Source organism: Bradyrhizobium sp. WSM1253 (assembly GCF_000244935.1).
GTDB lineage: Bacteria > Pseudomonadota > Alphaproteobacteria > Rhizobiales > Xanthobacteraceae > Bradyrhizobium > Bradyrhizobium canariense.
This window is the reverse complement of the sequence record NZ_JH600073.1, coordinates 772,716-788,400: the sequence shown is the minus strand read 5'-3', so window position 1 is coordinate 788,400 and position 15,685 is coordinate 772,716. Positions and strand designations below refer to the sequence as shown.

The window sequence follows — 15,685 nt, the reverse complement described above, 5'->3', positions numbered from 1 at the left end:
CGTGCCATTTCGGAAGACGCACCTTGCCTCCTTACTATCCTGCCGCTCTTCAATTGTGATCAGGAAGGCAAGTTCCCATGAACGCCAAACCAACAATCGTTTTCTGCCACGGCATTTGGGCCGACGGCTCGTGCTTCAGTAAGGTCATCCCTGCATTGCAGGCCGATGGGCATGAGGTGATTGCCGTTCAATATGGTTTGGACTCTTACGAGGAGGATCTGGCGACGGTTAAGCGCACACTCAATCGTGTCGGTAGTCCTGTCCTCCTGGTCGGTCATTCTTACGGCGGGGCGACCATTACAGGCGCAGGCACGGATGAGCGCGTGGTCGGGCTGGTGTACATTGCAGCGGTCGCTCCGGATGCCGGCGAAACCGTACAGGATCAGCTCGACAAATATCCCTCGGACATTTTCTCTCGCGTCGAGGTGGCGGATGGGCGTGCCTGGATGCTTCCGAGTGGCACCGAGTTCTTCGCAGGCGATCTCTCCGACGCAGACCAGAAGCTGGTTTGGGCGACCCATTATGCGCCCGTCTATGATCTGTTCCAGCAGCAAAAGCTCAGCGCGGACAAGGTCGCGTGGAGATCGAAGCCAAGCTGGTACGTCCTGGCCACGAAAGACCACACGGTGCATCCCGATCTGCAACGTTGGGTCTCAAAGCGAATGGGAGCGACTGTTACCGAGGTCGCGAGCAGCCATGTGCCAATGCTGTCCCAGCCTGATGTGGTGATCGACGTCATACGCAAGGCGGCGGCCGCCGTTCAAAAGGGCTGATCGCAGTCACTGCGCTGAATGCGAAGGAGAGGTCGTTTGCGGGCGACCTCTCCTGTCCGGTGGGCGACGACTGCCTCCGGAGACATCCCGCCGGTGTTTTGCCCGGTTTCGGACTATGCGTAACCCTTTGATTTGCCAGCGGTCGGCTACTGTGCATGGGGTTGTTTTTCATGTTTTTGTTGAGTTGGCGCGGCAAGTCGGTGCTCGCAGCACGTGGAGCAAGGCCGGCTGCGCGCTGCTGACAGCATGTTGGCAGCAGGGTCCGGCTACGACCATCTCCTGACAAAACGGAGAGCGGGTCATGCGGGTCGAGGGAAGCTGTCATTGCGGTGAGACGGTGTTCGAGGTGACGGAGGCGCCCGCGAGCGTGACCCGTTGCACCTGCTCGCTCTGCGCCAAGCGCGGCGCGTTGTGGGCCTATTACACGCCGGCGCAGTTTCGGCTGCTGTCGCCCGCGGAGAACGTCGCGACCTATCTCTGGGGCAGCCGCACGGTCAAACACCATTTCTGCGCAAGCTGCGGCTGCGGTACCTATTCGGAGTCGCCGGACTGGTCGACCGGCAAGCCCGATTTCGACAATCCGAGGGTCGCCGTCAACGCGCGCCTGTTCGACGAATTCGATCTGGAGGCCGTGCCGGTGACCATGATTGACGGCAAGAATTTATGGTGAGCATGCGCTCTCGCGCATGTCTGCTGCTCGTCAGTGCTCTTGAGGCACTCTTGAAAAGCTGATCTGTTTCCGCCCGACAGAAAAGGGGAGGAAGCCGATGATGCGTCTTTTCGCGCGAGTGATGCTCGCGATGTGTCTGGCCGTTGTAGTCGGCTTCCATGCCCAGGCGCAGACCAGGCCCAAGGTCACGACATCAGGACCGGATTTCCCCAAGACCGCGCTGTTCGTCGGCAACAGCTTCTTTTACTACAACAACGGCATGCCCGGGCATCTCTCCTTCATGGAGCGGGCTGCGTATCCTGAAAACAAGGCGGCCTACCGCAACACCATGGCAACGATCGGCGGCTCCGGCCTCGATTGGCACGACATGGACAATCTGCTGCGGCCGGGCGGCCTCGGCGCCTATTCGTTCGACGAGCAGAACAACGTCGTCTTCAACAAGCCGGGCAGGCAGTACGACGCCGTCGTGATGATGGATTGCAGCCAGTGCCCGATCCATCCGCAGTTGAAGGACGCGTTCGCGACCTTCGTGAAGAAGGACGGCGAGATCGTCCGCACGCATGGCATGCGGCCGGTCCTGTTCATGTCCTGGGCTTACGCCGACAAGCCTGAGATGACGGAAGCGTTGGCCGAAGCCTACACGATCGCAGGCAATGCCAATGATGCGCTGGTGATCCCCGCAGGTCTTGCCTTCGCGCGCGTGCGCAAGCTGCAGCCCGAGCTCAATCTGTATGCGCCGGACAAGCGGCACCCGAGCCCCGTAGGCACGTATCTGGCGACCTGCGTGACGTTCGCCGCGCTGACGGGCCGCTCGCCGGTTGGCAATTCCTACACGATGGGACTGGACGCACCGACGGTGGAGCTGCTGCAGAAAGCAGCGTGGGACACGGTGCAGGAATATTACGGGCGTTGACCTAGCGCAGCACCACCCAGGCCGGTGCGTGATCGCTCGCGCCTTCCTCGCCGCGAACCTTCTTGTCCACGCCGGCTTTTGCCAGGCGTGAGACGAGGGCAGGGCTGAGCAGGAGATGATCGAGCCGCAGGCCCGCATCGCGCGGCCAGCGGTTTCGCTTGTAATCCCAGAAGGTGTAGATGCGCTTCTCCGGGTGCAGTTCGCGGATCGCATCACACCAGCCTTGTGCCACCAGCGAGGCAAAAGCCGCACGGCTCTTCGGCTGGATCAAGGCATCCTTGTCCCACGAGCGCGTCGGATAGATGTCGATCTCATCAGGCGCAACGTTGTAGTCGCCGGCGAGCACCACGGGCAGGTCCTGCTTGATCAACGTTCTGGCGTGGCGCTTGAGCCGCGCGAACCAGTCGAGCTTGTAGTCGAATTTCGGTCCCGGCTGCGGATTGCCGTTCGGCAGGTAGATGCTGGTGACGATGACACCGCGTACCGCGGCCTCGATGTATCGCGCTTCGTGATCGGCAGGCTTTCCCGGCAAGCGATCGCGGGTGAGAACGGGCTCGGCATTGCGGGCCAGAATGGCGACGCCGTTCCAGGTCTTCTGTCCACACCACACAGCGCCGTAACCTGACTTTTCGATCGCGGCCGCCGGAAATTCGCCATCACTTGCCTTCAACTCCTGAAGTGCGACGACATCGGGCTTCGCCGTTCGCATCCATGCCAACAGATTGGGCAGGCGGCGATTGATGTTGTTGATGTTGAACGTCGCGATCTTCATGTAGAGCTACCGGCTCCTGCCTTCCGCTTCCGGAGAAACAATGTCCAAGTTGAGCTTTGCCGTTATCGCCGTCGCCGTTGCGTTCTCCGGGGTCGCCTCGGCACAATCATCCGATCCGCGCGGCGCGTGCAAGGCGGACTATGACAAGTTCTGCGCCGGCCTTGCGCCGGGCGGTGGCATCGTCGCCTGCCTCAACGGCAAGCGCGATCAGCTCAGCGCAACTTGCAAGACGGCGCTGGACAGCAGGAAGAAGAAGTAAGCGGCGCGCCGCTCAGCCCGGCAGCGGCGGCGGGCTTGCGGGCTGCTCGATCGGCGGCGGAGCGGGCGTCTGCTGCTCGACCCCCTGCGCGGGAGCCGGCTTGGCCAGCGGCTCCACCACATTCCCGCCTTTGTAGATGCGGGCGTAGCGGCGACCGAGGCTGGTCAGCACCTCGTAGCCGATCGTTCCGAAATGATGCGCGAGCTCGTCGACGGTGATGCCCTCGCCGAGCAGCGTCACCATGTGGCCGCGCCGCGCCGCATTCGGCGGCAGATCGGTGATGTCGATCGCGATCAGGTCCATCGAGACGCGGCCGGCGACCGGACAGCGCTTGCCGGCGACGATGACCTCGGCGCCGCGGGTGCCGTCATTGGAGCTTGCGGCGCGGAAATAGCCGTCGGCATAACCGACCGCGATGATCGCGAGTTTCGTCGGCCGCCGTGCGGTCCAGGTGCCGCCATAGCCGACGCTCTCGCCACGCTCGACATTGCGGATCTGCACGATGCGGGCCTTGAGATCGACCACCGGCTGCATCGGATTGTCGGCTTCCGGCGTCGGGTTGACGCCGTAGAGCGCGGCGCCCGGCCGCACCATGTCGAACTGGAAGGGCGCGCCGAGGAAGACGCCGGACGAATTGGCGAGCGCCGCCGGCACGCCGGAGAATTCGCTGGCGATGCCGCGGAAGGCCGCGAGTTGCTTGGCATTCACCGGGCTGTTGAGTTGCTCGGCCGCAACCAGATGGCTCATTACCAGCGTGATGCCGTGATCGCCGGCGTTGATGCGGGGGATGATGGCCTGCGCTTCCGCAAGCGTCAGGCCGAGCCGGTTCATGCCGGTGTCGATGTGGATGGCGGCGCCACCGGTCCAGCCGGTGCGGCGGCAGAACACGTCCCATTCGGCGAGCTCGTTGAGATCGCCGATCACGGGGCGGCAGTTGATCTGGGCGTAGTGCTCGCCGGTGTTCTGGAAATAGCCGCCGAGCACGTAGATCGCAGGCTCCGGCACCGCCGCGCGCACCTTGCGCGCTTCCTCGATAGTGGCGACGAAGAAGGTCTTGCAGCCGGCCTTGTTCAGGGCCCGCGCGACCTGCTCGGCACCGCAGCCATAGGCATCGGCCTTGATCACCGCCGAGCATTCGGCCGGCACCGCCGTCTTCTCGAGCTTGCGCCAATTGGCGATGATGGCGTCGAGATCGACCGTGAGCACGCCGCCGAAGGCAGCGAGCGCGGCAGCCTGATTGGCCTCCGCGGAGAGAAGGCCGGATTGCGGGATGATTTTCGGGTCGGACGCCATTGTCATGGCGCCGTTTTACGCAAGAGGCCGGTCGGGTTCAACCCAGGGAACTCAGTAGTCGTTGCCGCTGCGGTCCGGCACCTGGCTGTCCGGCGCAAGATCGCCGAACCGTGTGATCGACGCTTCGAAGGCCACATCGACGGTGCCGGTCGGGCCGTGGCGCTGCTTGCCGATGATGACTTCGGCCTTCCCGTGCGCAAGATCCATGTCCAGGCGCCATTTTTCGTGCTCGGGCGTGCCCGGGCGCGGCTCTTTGTTTCCGAGGTAATATTCCTCGCGGTAGACGAACAGCACGACGTCGGCGTCCTGCTCGATCGACCCCGATTCGCGCAAGTCCGAGAGCTGCGGCCGCTTGTCGTCGCGCGACTCGACCTGGCGCGAGAGCTGCGAGAGCGCAATCACGGGCACGCTCAGTTCCTTGGCGAGCGCTTTCAGGCTGGTCGTGATCTCGGTGATTTCCTGCACGCGGTTTTCGCTGCGCTTGCCCGAACCCGACAACAGCTGAATGTAGTCGATGACGATGAGGTCGAGGCCCTTCTGCCGCTTCAGCCGGCGGGCGCGCGCCATCAGCTGGGCAATAGAGAGACCGCCGGTCTCGTCGACATAGAAGGGCAGTGACTGCAGCTCGATCGAGACCTCGCGGATCTTCTCGAAATCGGCCTCCGAGATGCCGCCGCGGCGGATCGAGGAGGAAGGGATGCCGGTGCGCTCGGCCACGATACGCGTGGCGAGCTGGTCGGCCGACATTTCGCAGGAGAAGAAGCCGATGACGCCGCCATGGGCGGCCTTCATGGTGCCGTCGGCCTGGAGTTCACCGACATAGGCCCGGGCGACGTTGTAGGCGATATTGGTTGCAAGCGACGTCTTGCCCATGCCGGGACGGCCGGCGACGATGATGAGGTCGGAGTGCTGCAATCCGCCCATCTTGGTGTCGAGGTCGCGCAGGCCGGTCGAGATGCCCGACAGCTTTCCGTCGCGCTGGAACGCTTTTGCGGCCAGATCGACCGCAAGCGTCAGCGCCTGCGAAAATTTCTGGAAGCCTCCGTCATAGCGGCCGGATTCGGCGAGTTCGTAGAGGCGGCGCTCGGCGTCCTCGATCTGCGCCCGCGGCGCGAAGTCGACCGGGGCGTCATAGGCGACATTGACCATGTCCTCGCCGATGCCGATCAGGTCGCGCCGCAATGCCAGATCGTAGATGGTGCGCCCATAATCCTGCGCATTGATGATGGTGGTCGCTTCGGCGGCGAGACGCGCCAGATATTGCCCGATGGTCATGCCGCCGATATCGGTGTCGGCGGGCAGGAAGGTCTTCAGTGTGACGGGCGTCGCGATCTTGCCCATCCGGATCAGGCTCGAGGCAGTCTCGAAGATGGTCTGGTGCAGCGGCTCGAAATAATGCTTCGGCTCCAGGAAATCGGAGACGCGGTAAAACGCGTCGTTGTTGACCAGGATCGCGCCCAGAAGGCTCTGTTCCGCTTCAATATTATGCGGCGCGCTTCGATAGGCGGGGGTTCCGGCTTCGGGCGCGAGTTTGAGAACGTTCGAATCAGTCAGGGCCATGGTCGAGCGATAGCAATTTTCTGGGGCGGATGCGGGGCCGGGATAAAGCGCCGCCTCAGACCAAAGCGGAAGCGAAAGCTGGCCGCTATCAACCGATCATTAAAATGGTGGATGATTGCCCGCCGCACCACGCGCCGCGCTTGACGGATTTTCGTGGAACCAGGTCGCCGCCTAAAGCGGCCGCTACCGTGCCGCGGAAAACGCCGGATGAAGTGAACCTGATGGGTGGGCGGGCCGACATATCGAGACGCGCGCGGATGACGCACGCTGGGCGCTTTCGGCTCGGTTCAGACCAGCAGGAGGTAGACCAGCGCAACCAGAGCCGCCCCGACGCCGGTAGCAATCAGGGCGTAATCGGTGCGGAGGTCGTCCTGCACGTCGAATGAGGTTTTGGTCTCGTCGCTCATGGCGTCGGTCTAAGCCAGGGCCGACGAGACTTATGTGAAGCAGATCACATCTCCCCGGATTCTTTCGGGGGTACAGCCGGAACAGGTTAGCGGGCGGGGGGTTGTCTCCCGATCTGCCACCAGGGAACGAGGCAAGCGATGCGGCCAGAAGGCGAAGCGAAGCAGGCAGCCGACTTTGGCTGTCGGGGCTGATCGCGGCCATGGAGCACGCTGAGCGGCCGGAAGTCCGTCGGGAACCGGTCGCCCCCGAAATCCTGAAGGCACTGCGGATGCAATTGGCCTTAACGGCCTCTTACCGGTCCGCTCCGATTTCGACCCTGCGCCACTAGGACTTATTCACCAGCCAGCTTCAGCCTCGGCGTGGCACCGGCTTCGACGGCCCGCAGCCGGGCTTCTTCACGCGCGATGTAGTTGCGTGTCGTCGGCACGACGCCTTGACGCCGTGTGAGTTGGATCTGGAAGTTCATCATATCCTGCTTGCGGAAGGTCATCTCGCTGGCTGCCAGATAAAATTCCCACATCAGCGCGAAGCGCTCGTCATACAGCTGCACGGCTTCTTCGCGCCGCGCCATGAAGCGCTCGCGCCATGCCTTCAGCGTTTCGGCGTAATGCAGACGCAGAATCTCGATGTCGCAGACCAGCAGGCCTGCCCGCTCGATCGCCGGCAGCACCTCCGAGAGGGCGGGGATGTAGCCGCCGGGAAAGATGTATTTGGCGATCCAGGGATTGGTGGAATCCGGGCCCTGCGAACGGCCGATCGAGTGCAGCAGCATGACGCCGTCCTTGTCCAACAGCTCCGCGCAGCGCCGGAAGTAGGTGTCGTAGAAGCGGGCGCCGACATGCTCCAACATGCCGACCGAGACGATGCGGTCGAACGGGCCGGCGATGTCGCGATAGTCCTGAAGCAGGAATTTGGCCGATCTGGTCAGGCCCTTTTCGGCTGCGCGCGCATTGGCGATCTGCAACTGCTCGGTCGACAACGTGACGCCGGTGACGTCAGCACCTGCGATCTCGGCGAGATAGAGCCCAAGTCCGCCCCAGCCCGAGCCGATGTCGAGGACGCGCTGGCCGTCCCTGACGAGCAGCTTTGCGGCGATGTGCCGTTTCTTGGCGAGCTGCGCATCGTCGAGCGTGCTCTCCGGCGTCTCGAAATAGGCGCAGCTATATTGCTTGTCGGCGTCGAGGAAGAGCGAATAGAGCCTCGCATCGAGATCGTAATGGTGTGCGACGTTGCTGCGGGAGCGCGGGCGCGGATTGAACTGCTTCAGGTGCCGCACCAGATAGCGCAGGTGCCACCAGGGTTTTGCCCAGTGCGGCAATAGGTCGGGTTGATCGAGCAGGATCGCGAGGGCATCAGCTATGGTGCCGTGCTCGACGACGAACTCGCCGTCCATGTAGGCCTCGCCAAGCCCGAGCTCGGGATTGACGAGGATCTTCCGCTCTGCGTCCGCGGTGACGAAGCGGACTGCGACCGGTTTGCCCGAGCCATCGCCGACGGTGAACTTCGAGCCCTTCGCCGTGGTCACCGTCATCGACCCGCGGCGGATGAATTGAGACAGGAATTGACGCAACAATCGATCCATCGGCACCCATCCTCTCGAGCGAACCCGAAGAGATGCGACTAACCCGGCCTTTACACCCTACGCCCGGGCATCTCAGCGGTTCCTATGCGTTTGCATCTAGATCTAGGGAGGTGTCCCGGGCCCGCTATTGCGCTGTGCTCAAAGCGGATATTCCAAAACCGCTTAATCACATCCTTGCGCGCGGAGCCTGCTTCCATTCGCGGCTCAATCGGATAAAAGGTGACCCGCTGCGGCGCCGCCTGCCGGCTGCACCTCTCGGAATTCAATGGAGATGATGGGAATGTCGAGCCGAGCGCTCAGCCTCGCGATGGTCTTGCTTCTGATCGGCTTCGGCGCGACCGACACCGTTCTCGCGCAGGCGACGAACCTCGAGGCCGGCAAGGCCCCATCCCAGCTTTTCGCGCAGACCTGCAATGCATGTCACAAGAGCCCGCGCGGCCTGTTGAAGACGGTGGCGCCGGGCTCCTTGCCGGGCTTCCTGCGTCAGCATTACACGACCAGCCCCGACATGGCCGGCGTGCTTGCCTCTTACCTGGTCTCCAACGGAGCCACCGACACCCGCTACCAGGCCAAGGACGGCAAGGACAAGAAGGACGGCGCCAAGGACAAGGAAGCCGCTACCAATCCCGCGCAGTCCCCTGAACATCAGGGCCGCCGGCAGCGTTCCCAGGAATCCGCCAAGCCGGAAGGCGAGGGTGCCGCTCCCGCGGCCGAGGGCGCGCGTCAGAAGCGCGCTGCGCGGCCAGCCGAAGAAGGAACGAAGGACGGCGCGAAGCCCGAGGGCCAGGCTGCACCCGAAGGGCGCAAGGCGAAGCGTCTCGGCAAGCGCGGCAAGCCGGGAAGTGATGAGGCGCCGAAGGTCGATGCCGCGGCGCCGACAGCAGACGACAAGAAGAGCGAGCCGAACGTCGAGTCCAAGCCCGAGACAAAGCCCGAGACTGCGAAGGTGGATTCCGGCGAGGCTAAATCCGAAGACAGCAAACCCGAAGGCAGCAAGCCGTCCGAGAAGCCCGCCGAGGCCAAGCCGGAAAGCGCCAAGGTGGAGCCGCGCGGCAGCGAAGCTCCGGCGTTGCGGCCCGACCCGGTGCCGCAGGTGACGCCGGCAGCACCGTCCGCCGAGAAGCCCGCCGAGCCAGCTGCGCCCAAGGCGGCAGAAGAGGCTGCTCCCAAGCCCGCCGCGAGGTCCGAACCGCCAGCGAAGTCGCAGGAGCCGGCGCCCGCGACCGCTGCGGCGCCACCGGCGCCAGCCGAATCGTCCGGTCCGCCGACGCCGCCGATTTCGCGATAGGCGACCACATTTTTAGCCATGTGAAGGCCGCGCGCTCGGGCGGCCTTCGTCGTCTTGACCGCAACACGATTGATCGCAGCAGCGATCTCGCGCGGCCAGCCGGCGCTGATGGCCGAATACAAGCTCAATCTGTTGTCGCCCGCGGTCCGCGAGAAACTGATCTGCCGGGCGAGGGTGATCAAGCCGGGGCGTCAGGTCTCCGTGGTCGCCGCCGGCGTTTTCTACGTCAGCGACGGCGTCGAGAAGCACACGGCAATGGCGCTCACGTCGATCGCGATGCTGAGCGAGGACGTTGCTGCCACAACGAAAAGCCCGGCCGCCTGAGGCGACCGGGCTTCGAAAGCCTGCGCGAACGAGCGCGAGGCTTACTTCTCGGTCTCTTCAGCAGCCGGTGCCGGCTCGGCGTCGTCCTGCTGGGCTTCGGGGTCGAAGAACTCGCCGGCGGCTGCGATCGCTTCGGCCGCAGCATCCCGGTCTTCGTTACGGCTCGAGATGTCCTCGCCGCGGTTGATGCGCTCGGCCTCGTCCTGGCTGCGCGCCACGGTGACACTGATCTCGATCTCGACCTCGGGGTGGATGGCGACCGTGATGGTGTGCTTGCCGATGGTCTTGATCGGCGCGTCGAGCTGAACCTGCGGGCGGGACAGTGAAACGCCGTCGGCTTCGAACGCCACGACGATGTCGCGCACGTTGACCGAGCCGAACAGTTGGCCGGCTTCCGAAGCCTGACGGATCACGATGATGTTCTTGCCCTGGATCTTCTCGGCGACCTTGGACGCCTCGCCCTTGGACTCAAGGTTGCGAGCCTCGAGCTCGGCCTTCATGCCGTCGTACTTGGCACGGTTGTCGGCGGTGGCGCGCAGCGCCTTGCCGCGCTTGAGCAGGAAATTGCGGGCGTAGCCGTCGCGAACCTTCACGACTTCGCCCATGTGACCGAGCTTGTTGACGCGTTCCAGCAAAATGACTTCCATATTCGTTCTCCTTTGATGTGTTGAGTGAGTTGGAATTTCGAACTTGAACTTTCGGGCTTGAACTCAAGAGGTCGGCAGCGGCGGCGGCTGGCGCGTACGAAGGAAGCGTTCGCGGAGGCCGAACACGGCATCGGCGAGGCCGAGGATCACCATCGCGATGACTGGCCATCCGAACACGACCACGACGGCGTAGGTCGAGCCGAGCCAGAAGGTGCGGCTCTTCAGCGCCAGCGTCAGCGTATGCAACACGGCAAAGCCGGTCAGTGCGTATCCCATCATTAGCGCCGCCGTCGCGATCTGCGCCACGATCGCAAGCAGTCCGCCGGTGAAGCAGAAGGCGAGCGCGATGCAGAGCGCCACGAGCGTCATCGGCGGCAGCTCCGCCGTCATCAGGTCCGGCCAGGGGCGCCGCAGCCGGCCGGACGTCGCCGTCACCTTGGTGCTGAGCCAGAGGTTGAGGGTCAGCGTCATCATCGCGACGATGGTGGCGCCGGCCGGCAAGATCCGCACCAGTGCGCCGACGAATTGGTCGGTCTCGCCGGAGCTCTGCGGGTCGGCGGCTCGGAGGAGGCGCATCAGGCCACGGCGCAGCGTGCCCGTGATGGTCTCGGCGTCTGTGCCGATCGTGAGCAGGGCGGCGATCGTGGTCAGTGTGGCGAAGCCTGCGATCCACAGCAGGATGCGGCCGACCGGATACCACTCGAGCGCTGGCTCAGTGGCGGCCTCCGGCGCGGCGGGTCCGACCTGCCGGCTGAGCAGGACGAGATGGCCGAGCCACCAGGCCGGCAATGCGACGGTGAGGGCAAAGGCGATGCAGTAGGGCAGGCCGAACAGGGCGCCGAGGCCAACCGCGGCGGCGATGCCGCCGAGGCTCGCGCAAAGCGGTCCCCAGCCGATCGAAGCGACCATCAGCGGCAGCGGTGCGAGATAGAACAGGACGAGCGAGATCAGCGCGCCCGAAGCGATCGAGGCGAACATCAGGGCCGACGCAGCGCCGGCGATCAGGGCTATCAGTCCAAAGGCCATCATCAGCTGTCCCGCTCCCTTCGAGCGGTTAGAGGCATCTCGCCCCAACCATCGGCGACCGGACGATCCGGAAGCCTTATGAGAAACTAGGTCGTACGGCCGGCGGCGATGTCGTCGCCGGCCGTATTCGTCTTAGCGAATGACGTAGGGCAGCAGGCCTAGGAACCGCGCGCGCTTGATGGCGCGGGCAAGCTCACGCTGCTTCTTCGCGGACACCGCGGTGATGCGGCTCGGCACGATCTTGCCGCGCTCGGAGACGTAGCGCATCAGCAGCTTGGAGTCCTTGTAGTCGATCTTCGGAGCATTCGCGCCCGTGAACGGGCAGCTCTTGCGGCGACGGAAAAACGGGCGGCGTGCACCAGCTTCAGCCATTGTTCTTACTCCCCATCCGTCGTGGTGGTGGTGGTGGTTTCAACGTCTTCGCGCGGACGGCGCGGACCGCGGTCACCGCGGAAGCCGCCACCTTCACGATCGCCACCACGGAAACCACCCTCGCGGTCGCCACGGAAGCCACCGCCTTCGCGATCGCCACGGAAGCCGCCGCCACGGTCGTCACGCTCGCGGTCACGATCGGCCTTGCGCATCATCGCGGACGGGCCTTCCTCGAGCTCCTCGACACGGACGCTGAGATAGCGGATCACGTCTTCGCTGATGCGCTCCTGGCGCTCGATCTCGGCGATCGCCGCGGACGGCGCGTCGATGTTGAGCAGCACGAAATGCGCCTTGCGGTTCTTGTTCATGCGGTAGGTGAGGGAGCGTACGCCCCAATTCTCAGTCTTGGTGACCTTGCCGCCGAGACCTTCGACGATGCCGGTCATCTGCGCAGTCAGCTCTTCGACCTGCTGCGTGCTCGCGTCTTGGCGCGCGAGAAAAACATGCTCATAGAGAGCCATGGAAGTCCTTTCCTCATGTTGGCGCATCGCCCGGCGTCAAGCCCTTAAGAGGCCTTCGGAAAGGACTCTGGGATTAAGCTCAGAAGGCGGAAACACGGGACGACGGGCCGACTGGCCCTGCCACACCAAAATCACGAATGATTTGCTGAGACCGTCCGTTCAGCTCCCGGCCGGGGTCTACGGATGGGCGCGTTATACGGATTTCGGCTGGCTTGGCAAGGTTGCAGGCGGCGGTTTCGGCGCGGATGGTCCCGATGCGGGCGGCTGGAACCACCGCGGACCACCATACCGGCTTGATTTATTTGTTTGTATGTCATACATATAAGTCTAACGGGAGCGAACCCCAATGGCAGAAAAGCCGGCCCATGAGCCGCTCGAGGCGGCAGGCGACCCCAAGCACGCCGCCCGCGCCACGCGGTCGGCCGGCCGCAAAATGCGCTCGCTGCTGCTGGATGCCGCGAGCCCGCTGTTTCGGGAGCGGGGGCTGTCGGGTACGGCGATCACCGACATCGCAGCCGCTGCGAACGCATTCCCGAGCCAGATCACCTATTATTTCCGCACCAAAGAGGCGCTGTTCGTCGAATGCGCCTGCCGCGAACTGCTGTACCTGGCGCGGGCGACCGAGCAGGCGGCGCTGAAGGCGCGCACGCCGCAGGACTATACGCACGCGCTGGCCGAGGCCGTCACAGCTAGCGATTCGGTCGCCTTCTTCGCCGAGGCGCTGACGCTGACGCGGCGGCGCCAGGATCTCGCGCCGCTGGTCGAGCGCACCATCGAGCGCCTGCACAGTGAAGGTGCGCGGGCCTATGCGAGCCAGGTCGCGCGGCACGGCTGGCGCTCCCTGCGCGCGTCCGATGAGAGCTCGCGGCGGTTCTGGGCCGTCGCCATCGGAATCATCCTCGAAGGCTACGCCATGGGCCGTTCGCCCGAGGCGCTGTGCGCCGAGATGCTGCGCGTGCTGGGCGAGCAAGCGAAATCCAATCATGACGCTGCGCGCTTGCGCCTCGTCGACGCGCGCGACGCATCGAGCAATTCGAATGAGGAGAGTTAGGCCATGACTGCGCTTCGCATGCGTGCCCGCGATTTCCTGACCGACGATCAACTTGCCGACGTGCGCCGGCGCGTGACCTGGAAAGGCGTCGCGCTGATCGCGCACGCCTGGGCGCTCATCATCGCCGCAATCGCCTTGATCGCGTGGTGGCCTAATCCGATAACCTATATTGTCGCCGTCGCCATCATCGGCTCGCGCCAGCTCGGGCTCGCGATCCTCATGCATGACGGCGCGCATGGCTGCCTGTCCGCCGACGAGAAAACCAATCTGACCTTGAGCCAGTGGTTCTGTGCCTATCCTCTGTTTGCGGAGACGCGCAGCTATCGGCGCTATCACCTTCAGCATCATGCGCGCACGCAGCAGGAGGATGATCCCGATCTCGTGCTGTCGGCGCCATTTCCGATCACGAAGCTGAGCTATCGCCGCAAGTTCATTCGCGACCTCACCGGGCAGACCGGCTACCAGCAGCGCAAGGCTCAGTTGCTCAATGCGCTCGGGCCGAAGGACTGGCCGTTGCGGCAGCGCGCGGCGCATTTTTGGGAGAAGCTTGGCCCGCAATGTCTGGTCAATGGCGCGATGTTCGCCGCGCTCACGGCCGCCGGCGTGTGGTGGGCCTATCCGCTGCTATGGCTGGTGCCGCTCCTGACCTGGATGATGGTCATCACCCGCATCCGCAACATCGCCGAGCACGCTGTCGTGCCTGACAGCAGCGATCCCTTGCGCAATACCCGCACCACCTACGCCAATGTCCTCGAACGTCTGTTCATCGCGCCGTATTACGTGAACTACCACCTCGAACATCATCTCCTGTTCTACGTGCCCTGCTACAATCTGCCCAAGGTGCACCGCCTGCTGAGCGAGAGCCGGCATGCGGGCCGCATGGAGGTGCAACCGAGTTACGCAGCCGTGCTGCGGCTTGCGACCGCGAAGCCGAACCGCGATGACCGGCCGGGGCAATTGGTCAACAGCGCGCGCCGCGCGCAGGCGGGGTCCGAGGTCGACGCCAACCAGACGGCCGGCGGATTCTAGGGACCCGTCTCTCCACTTGAAGGTTGCCAGTTGAAGGCTGCCAATTGAATGCTGATCCAAGTTCCTATCTTGGCTTGACATTCCGGCCCCGGACAGTGTCTACGGCCCCCTTTGGAGCATGATCCGGAACCATGGCCTAAGGCCGTGCGTCATCGGCTGCCGGTTCTCGCAGGGATCACGTCCGACAAGCAGGGAGCGCCGATGACGGCAGCATTCACATTTCCGGGGCAGGGTTCCCAGGCGGTCGGCATGGGCAAGGCCCTAGCGGATGCCTTTCCGGCGGCGCGCGCCGTGTTCGACGAGGTCGATGCCGCGCTGGGGGAGAAGCTGACGGCGACTATCTGGGATGGTCCGGCCGAAACCCTCCAGCTCACCCAAAACGCCCAGCCGGCCCTGATGGCGGTGTCTGTCGCCACGCTGCGCGTGCTGGAGACCGAAGCCGGGTTTTCCGTGGGGCGGGATGCGGCCTTCGTCGCCGGCCACTCGCTCGGGGAATATTCGGCGCTGGCCGCGGCCGGCAGCCTGACGATTTCCGACACCGCGCGGCTGCTTCGCATTCGCGGTCTCGCAATGCAAAAAGCCGTGCCCGTAGGCGTCGGTGCGATGGCCGCTCTGCTCGGCCTCGACTACGAGGCCGCCGTGGCGGTGGCGGACGAGGCCGCTCAGGGGCAGGTCTGCCAGGCCGCCAACGACAATGGCGGCGGGCAAGTGGTCGTCTCCGGCGACAAGGCCGCGGTCGACCGCGCCGTCGAGATCGCCAAAACCAAGGGCGCCAAGCGCGCGATGTTGCTGCCGGTGTCCGCCCCGTTCCATTGCAAGCTGATGCAGCCGGCTGCCGACGCGATGGCGGAGGCGCTGGCCAAGGTCACGATCAAGGCGCCGGCGGCCCCGTTGGTGTCGAACGTGCTGGCGGGCGCGATCACCGATCCCGACGAGATCCGCCGCCGCCTGGTCGAGCAGGTCACCGGCACCGTGCGCTGGCGCGAGTCGGTTGCCTATATGGCGGGGCAGGGCGTCACGCGTTTCTTCGAGATCGGGGCCGGCAAGGTGCTGACCGGCCTCGTCAAGCGTATTGCGGACGGCGCCGTCGGCGTTGCGGTCGGTGGTCCCAACGACATTGCCGCCGCAAAGGATGCATTGGCCGCTGCGAAGCAGGCCTGAGGCGCGATGATTCGTCGTCGCGCTTGAGTTCTTTAG

The 15,685-nt window shown here is 64.4% G+C and carries 16 protein-coding genes and 1 pseudogene; 9 read left to right on the top strand and 8 right to left on the bottom strand.

The window, feature by feature from the left end; genetic code table 11:
- Positions 1-77 precede the first annotated feature (77 nt).
- The 3 genes from BRA1253DRAFT_RS05675 to BRA1253DRAFT_RS05665 all read left to right on the top strand — a co-directional run bounded on the left by BRA1253DRAFT_RS05675 (position 78) and on the right by BRA1253DRAFT_RS05665 (position 2,356).
- Positions 78-773, top strand: coding sequence for an alpha/beta fold hydrolase (locus BRA1253DRAFT_RS05675; protein ID WP_007592043.1), 696 nt, complete (start codon positions 78-80; stop codon positions 771-773).
- A gap of 301 nt (positions 774-1,074) precedes the next feature.
- Entirely contained in the window at positions 1,075-1,443 is a 369-nt protein-coding gene (locus BRA1253DRAFT_RS05670) for a GFA family protein (protein WP_007592041.1), read from the top strand.
- A 97-nt stretch (positions 1,444-1,540) separates the two neighbouring features.
- Positions 1,541-2,356, top strand: a complete 816-nt coding sequence (locus BRA1253DRAFT_RS05665; protein ID WP_007592040.1) for a DUF4886 domain-containing protein — start codon at positions 1,541-1,543, stop codon at positions 2,354-2,356.
- Between the two features lies 1 nt (position 2,357).
- On the opposite strand, the gene BRA1253DRAFT_RS05660 is transcribed toward BRA1253DRAFT_RS05665, so the two are convergent.
- Positions 2,358-3,128, bottom strand: coding sequence for an exodeoxyribonuclease III (locus tag BRA1253DRAFT_RS05660; protein ID WP_007592038.1), 771 nt, complete (start codon positions 3,126-3,128; stop codon positions 2,358-2,360).
- Between the two features lie 40 nt (positions 3,129-3,168).
- On the opposite strand from BRA1253DRAFT_RS05660, the gene BRA1253DRAFT_RS05655 reads away from it, so the two are divergent.
- The gene (locus tag BRA1253DRAFT_RS05655; RefSeq protein WP_007592035.1) at positions 3,169-3,387 is read left to right on the top strand and encodes a hypothetical protein; all 219 of its coding nucleotides are present in this window, start codon (positions 3,169-3,171) and stop codon (positions 3,385-3,387) included.
- Positions 3,388-3,399: 12 nt separating this feature from the next.
- Here the strand turns inward: BRA1253DRAFT_RS05655 and alr are convergent, their stop codons facing one another.
- The 3 genes from alr to BRA1253DRAFT_RS05635 form a co-directional block, all read right to left on the bottom strand.
- On the bottom strand, positions 3,400-4,680 hold the full coding sequence (gene alr, locus BRA1253DRAFT_RS05650) for an alanine racemase (protein WP_035992828.1): 1,281 nt from the start codon (positions 4,678-4,680) through the stop codon (positions 3,400-3,402).
- A 51-nt stretch (positions 4,681-4,731) separates the two neighbouring features.
- Complete coding sequence (locus tag BRA1253DRAFT_RS05645; RefSeq protein WP_007592031.1) at positions 4,732-6,240, bottom strand: replicative DNA helicase; 1,509 nt, start codon at positions 6,238-6,240, stop codon at positions 4,732-4,734.
- A 739-nt stretch (positions 6,241-6,979) separates the two neighbouring features.
- Positions 6,980-8,230: a cyclopropane-fatty-acyl-phospholipid synthase family protein gene (locus BRA1253DRAFT_RS05635; RefSeq protein ID WP_007592027.1), complete on the bottom strand. Its 1,251-nt coding sequence runs from the start codon at positions 8,228-8,230 to the stop codon at positions 6,980-6,982.
- Positions 8,231-8,510: 280 nt separating this feature from the next.
- Between BRA1253DRAFT_RS05635 and BRA1253DRAFT_RS05630 the strand changes: the two genes are divergently transcribed.
- Together BRA1253DRAFT_RS05630 and BRA1253DRAFT_RS05625 are read left to right on the top strand one after the other, a co-directional pair.
- Positions 8,511-9,518 carry a hypothetical protein gene (locus BRA1253DRAFT_RS05630; protein ID WP_007592025.1) on the top strand — a complete coding sequence of 336 codons (1,008 nt, stop codon included), beginning with the start codon at positions 8,511-8,513 and terminating at the stop codon, positions 9,516-9,518.
- A 42-nt stretch (positions 9,519-9,560) separates the two neighbouring features.
- Positions 9,561-9,842, top strand: a pseudogene (locus BRA1253DRAFT_RS05625) (acyl-CoA thioesterase domain-containing protein); the annotation flags it as partial.
- A 41-nt stretch (positions 9,843-9,883) separates the two neighbouring features.
- On the opposite strand, the gene rplI reads toward BRA1253DRAFT_RS05625, so the two are convergent.
- The 4 genes from rplI to rpsF form a co-directional block, all read right to left on the bottom strand.
- On the bottom strand, positions 9,884-10,489 hold the full coding sequence (rplI, locus tag BRA1253DRAFT_RS05620; protein WP_007592024.1) for a 50S ribosomal protein L9: 606 nt from the start codon (positions 10,487-10,489) through the stop codon (positions 9,884-9,886).
- A 63-nt stretch (positions 10,490-10,552) separates the two neighbouring features.
- On the bottom strand, positions 10,553-11,518 hold the full coding sequence (locus tag BRA1253DRAFT_RS05615; protein ID WP_007592022.1) for a DUF2232 domain-containing protein: 966 nt from the start codon (positions 11,516-11,518) through the stop codon (positions 10,553-10,555).
- Positions 11,519-11,647: 129 nt separating this feature from the next.
- Positions 11,648-11,887, bottom strand: coding sequence for a 30S ribosomal protein S18 (rpsR, locus tag BRA1253DRAFT_RS05610; protein WP_007592020.1), 240 nt, complete (start codon positions 11,885-11,887; stop codon positions 11,648-11,650).
- A gap of 5 nt (positions 11,888-11,892) precedes the next feature.
- Entirely contained in the window at positions 11,893-12,408 is a 516-nt protein-coding gene (gene rpsF / locus BRA1253DRAFT_RS05605; protein ID WP_007592015.1) for a 30S ribosomal protein S6, read from the bottom strand.
- A gap of 346 nt (positions 12,409-12,754) precedes the next feature.
- Here rpsF and BRA1253DRAFT_RS05600 point away from each other — a divergent pair, with 346 nt between their 5' ends.
- The 3 genes from BRA1253DRAFT_RS05600 to fabD all read left to right on the top strand — a co-directional run bounded on the left by BRA1253DRAFT_RS05600 (position 12,755) and on the right by fabD (position 15,649).
- Positions 12,755-13,459 carry a TetR/AcrR family transcriptional regulator C-terminal domain-containing protein gene (locus tag BRA1253DRAFT_RS05600; RefSeq protein WP_007592012.1) on the top strand — a complete coding sequence of 235 codons (705 nt, stop codon included), beginning with the start codon at positions 12,755-12,757 and terminating at the stop codon, positions 13,457-13,459.
- A gap of 3 nt (positions 13,460-13,462) precedes the next feature.
- Positions 13,463-14,488, top strand: a complete 1,026-nt coding sequence (locus BRA1253DRAFT_RS05595; protein WP_007592010.1) for a fatty acid desaturase family protein — start codon at positions 13,463-13,465, stop codon at positions 14,486-14,488.
- 201 nt (positions 14,489-14,689) lie between these two features.
- Positions 14,690-15,649, top strand: a complete 960-nt coding sequence (fabD, locus tag BRA1253DRAFT_RS05590; RefSeq protein WP_007592008.1) for an ACP S-malonyltransferase — start codon at positions 14,690-14,692, stop codon at positions 15,647-15,649.
- Positions 15,650-15,685 lie beyond the last annotated feature (36 nt).

What these genes read in the sequence shown, in the direction of transcription:
- BRA1253DRAFT_RS05615 (WP_007592022.1), bottom strand. Translation starts at nt 11,518, where the DNA reads ATGATGGCCTTTGGACTGATAGCCCTGATCGCCGGCGCTGCGTCGGCC.
- BRA1253DRAFT_RS05670 (WP_007592041.1), top strand. Translation starts at nt 1,075, where the DNA reads ATGCGGGTCGAGGGAAGCTGTCATTGCGGTGAGACGGTGTTCGAGGTG.
- BRA1253DRAFT_RS05660 (WP_007592038.1), bottom strand. Translation starts at nt 3,128, where the DNA reads ATGAAGATCGCGACGTTCAACATCAACAACATCAATCGCCGCCTGCCC.
- BRA1253DRAFT_RS05665 (WP_007592040.1), top strand. Translation starts at nt 1,541, where the DNA reads ATGATGCGTCTTTTCGCGCGAGTGATGCTCGCGATGTGTCTGGCCGTT.
- BRA1253DRAFT_RS05655 (WP_007592035.1), top strand. Translation starts at nt 3,169, where the DNA reads ATGTCCAAGTTGAGCTTTGCCGTTATCGCCGTCGCCGTTGCGTTCTCC.
- rplI (WP_007592024.1), bottom strand. Translation starts at nt 10,489, where the DNA reads ATGGAAGTCATTTTGCTGGAACGCGTCAACAAGCTCGGTCACATGGGC.
- rpsR (WP_007592020.1), bottom strand. Translation starts at nt 11,887, where the DNA reads ATGGCTGAAGCTGGTGCACGCCGCCCGTTTTTCCGTCGCCGCAAGAGC.
- BRA1253DRAFT_RS05630 (WP_007592025.1), top strand. Translation starts at nt 8,511, where the DNA reads ATGTCGAGCCGAGCGCTCAGCCTCGCGATGGTCTTGCTTCTGATCGGC.
- BRA1253DRAFT_RS05675 (WP_007592043.1), top strand. Translation starts at nt 78, where the DNA reads ATGAACGCCAAACCAACAATCGTTTTCTGCCACGGCATTTGGGCCGAC.
- BRA1253DRAFT_RS05645 (WP_007592031.1), bottom strand. Translation starts at nt 6,240, where the DNA reads ATGGCCCTGACTGATTCGAACGTTCTCAAACTCGCGCCCGAAGCCGGA.
- BRA1253DRAFT_RS05635 (WP_007592027.1), bottom strand. Translation starts at nt 8,230, where the DNA reads ATGGATCGATTGTTGCGTCAATTCCTGTCTCAATTCATCCGCCGCGGG.
- BRA1253DRAFT_RS05595 (WP_007592010.1), top strand. Translation starts at nt 13,463, where the DNA reads ATGACTGCGCTTCGCATGCGTGCCCGCGATTTCCTGACCGACGATCAA.
- BRA1253DRAFT_RS05600 (WP_007592012.1), top strand. Translation starts at nt 12,755, where the DNA reads ATGGCAGAAAAGCCGGCCCATGAGCCGCTCGAGGCGGCAGGCGACCCC.
- fabD (WP_007592008.1), top strand. Translation starts at nt 14,690, where the DNA reads ATGACGGCAGCATTCACATTTCCGGGGCAGGGTTCCCAGGCGGTCGGC.
- alr (WP_035992828.1), bottom strand. Translation starts at nt 4,680, where the DNA reads ATGGCGTCCGACCCGAAAATCATCCCGCAATCCGGCCTTCTCTCCGCG.
- rpsF (WP_007592015.1), bottom strand. Translation starts at nt 12,408, where the DNA reads ATGGCTCTCTATGAGCATGTTTTTCTCGCGCGCCAAGACGCGAGCACG.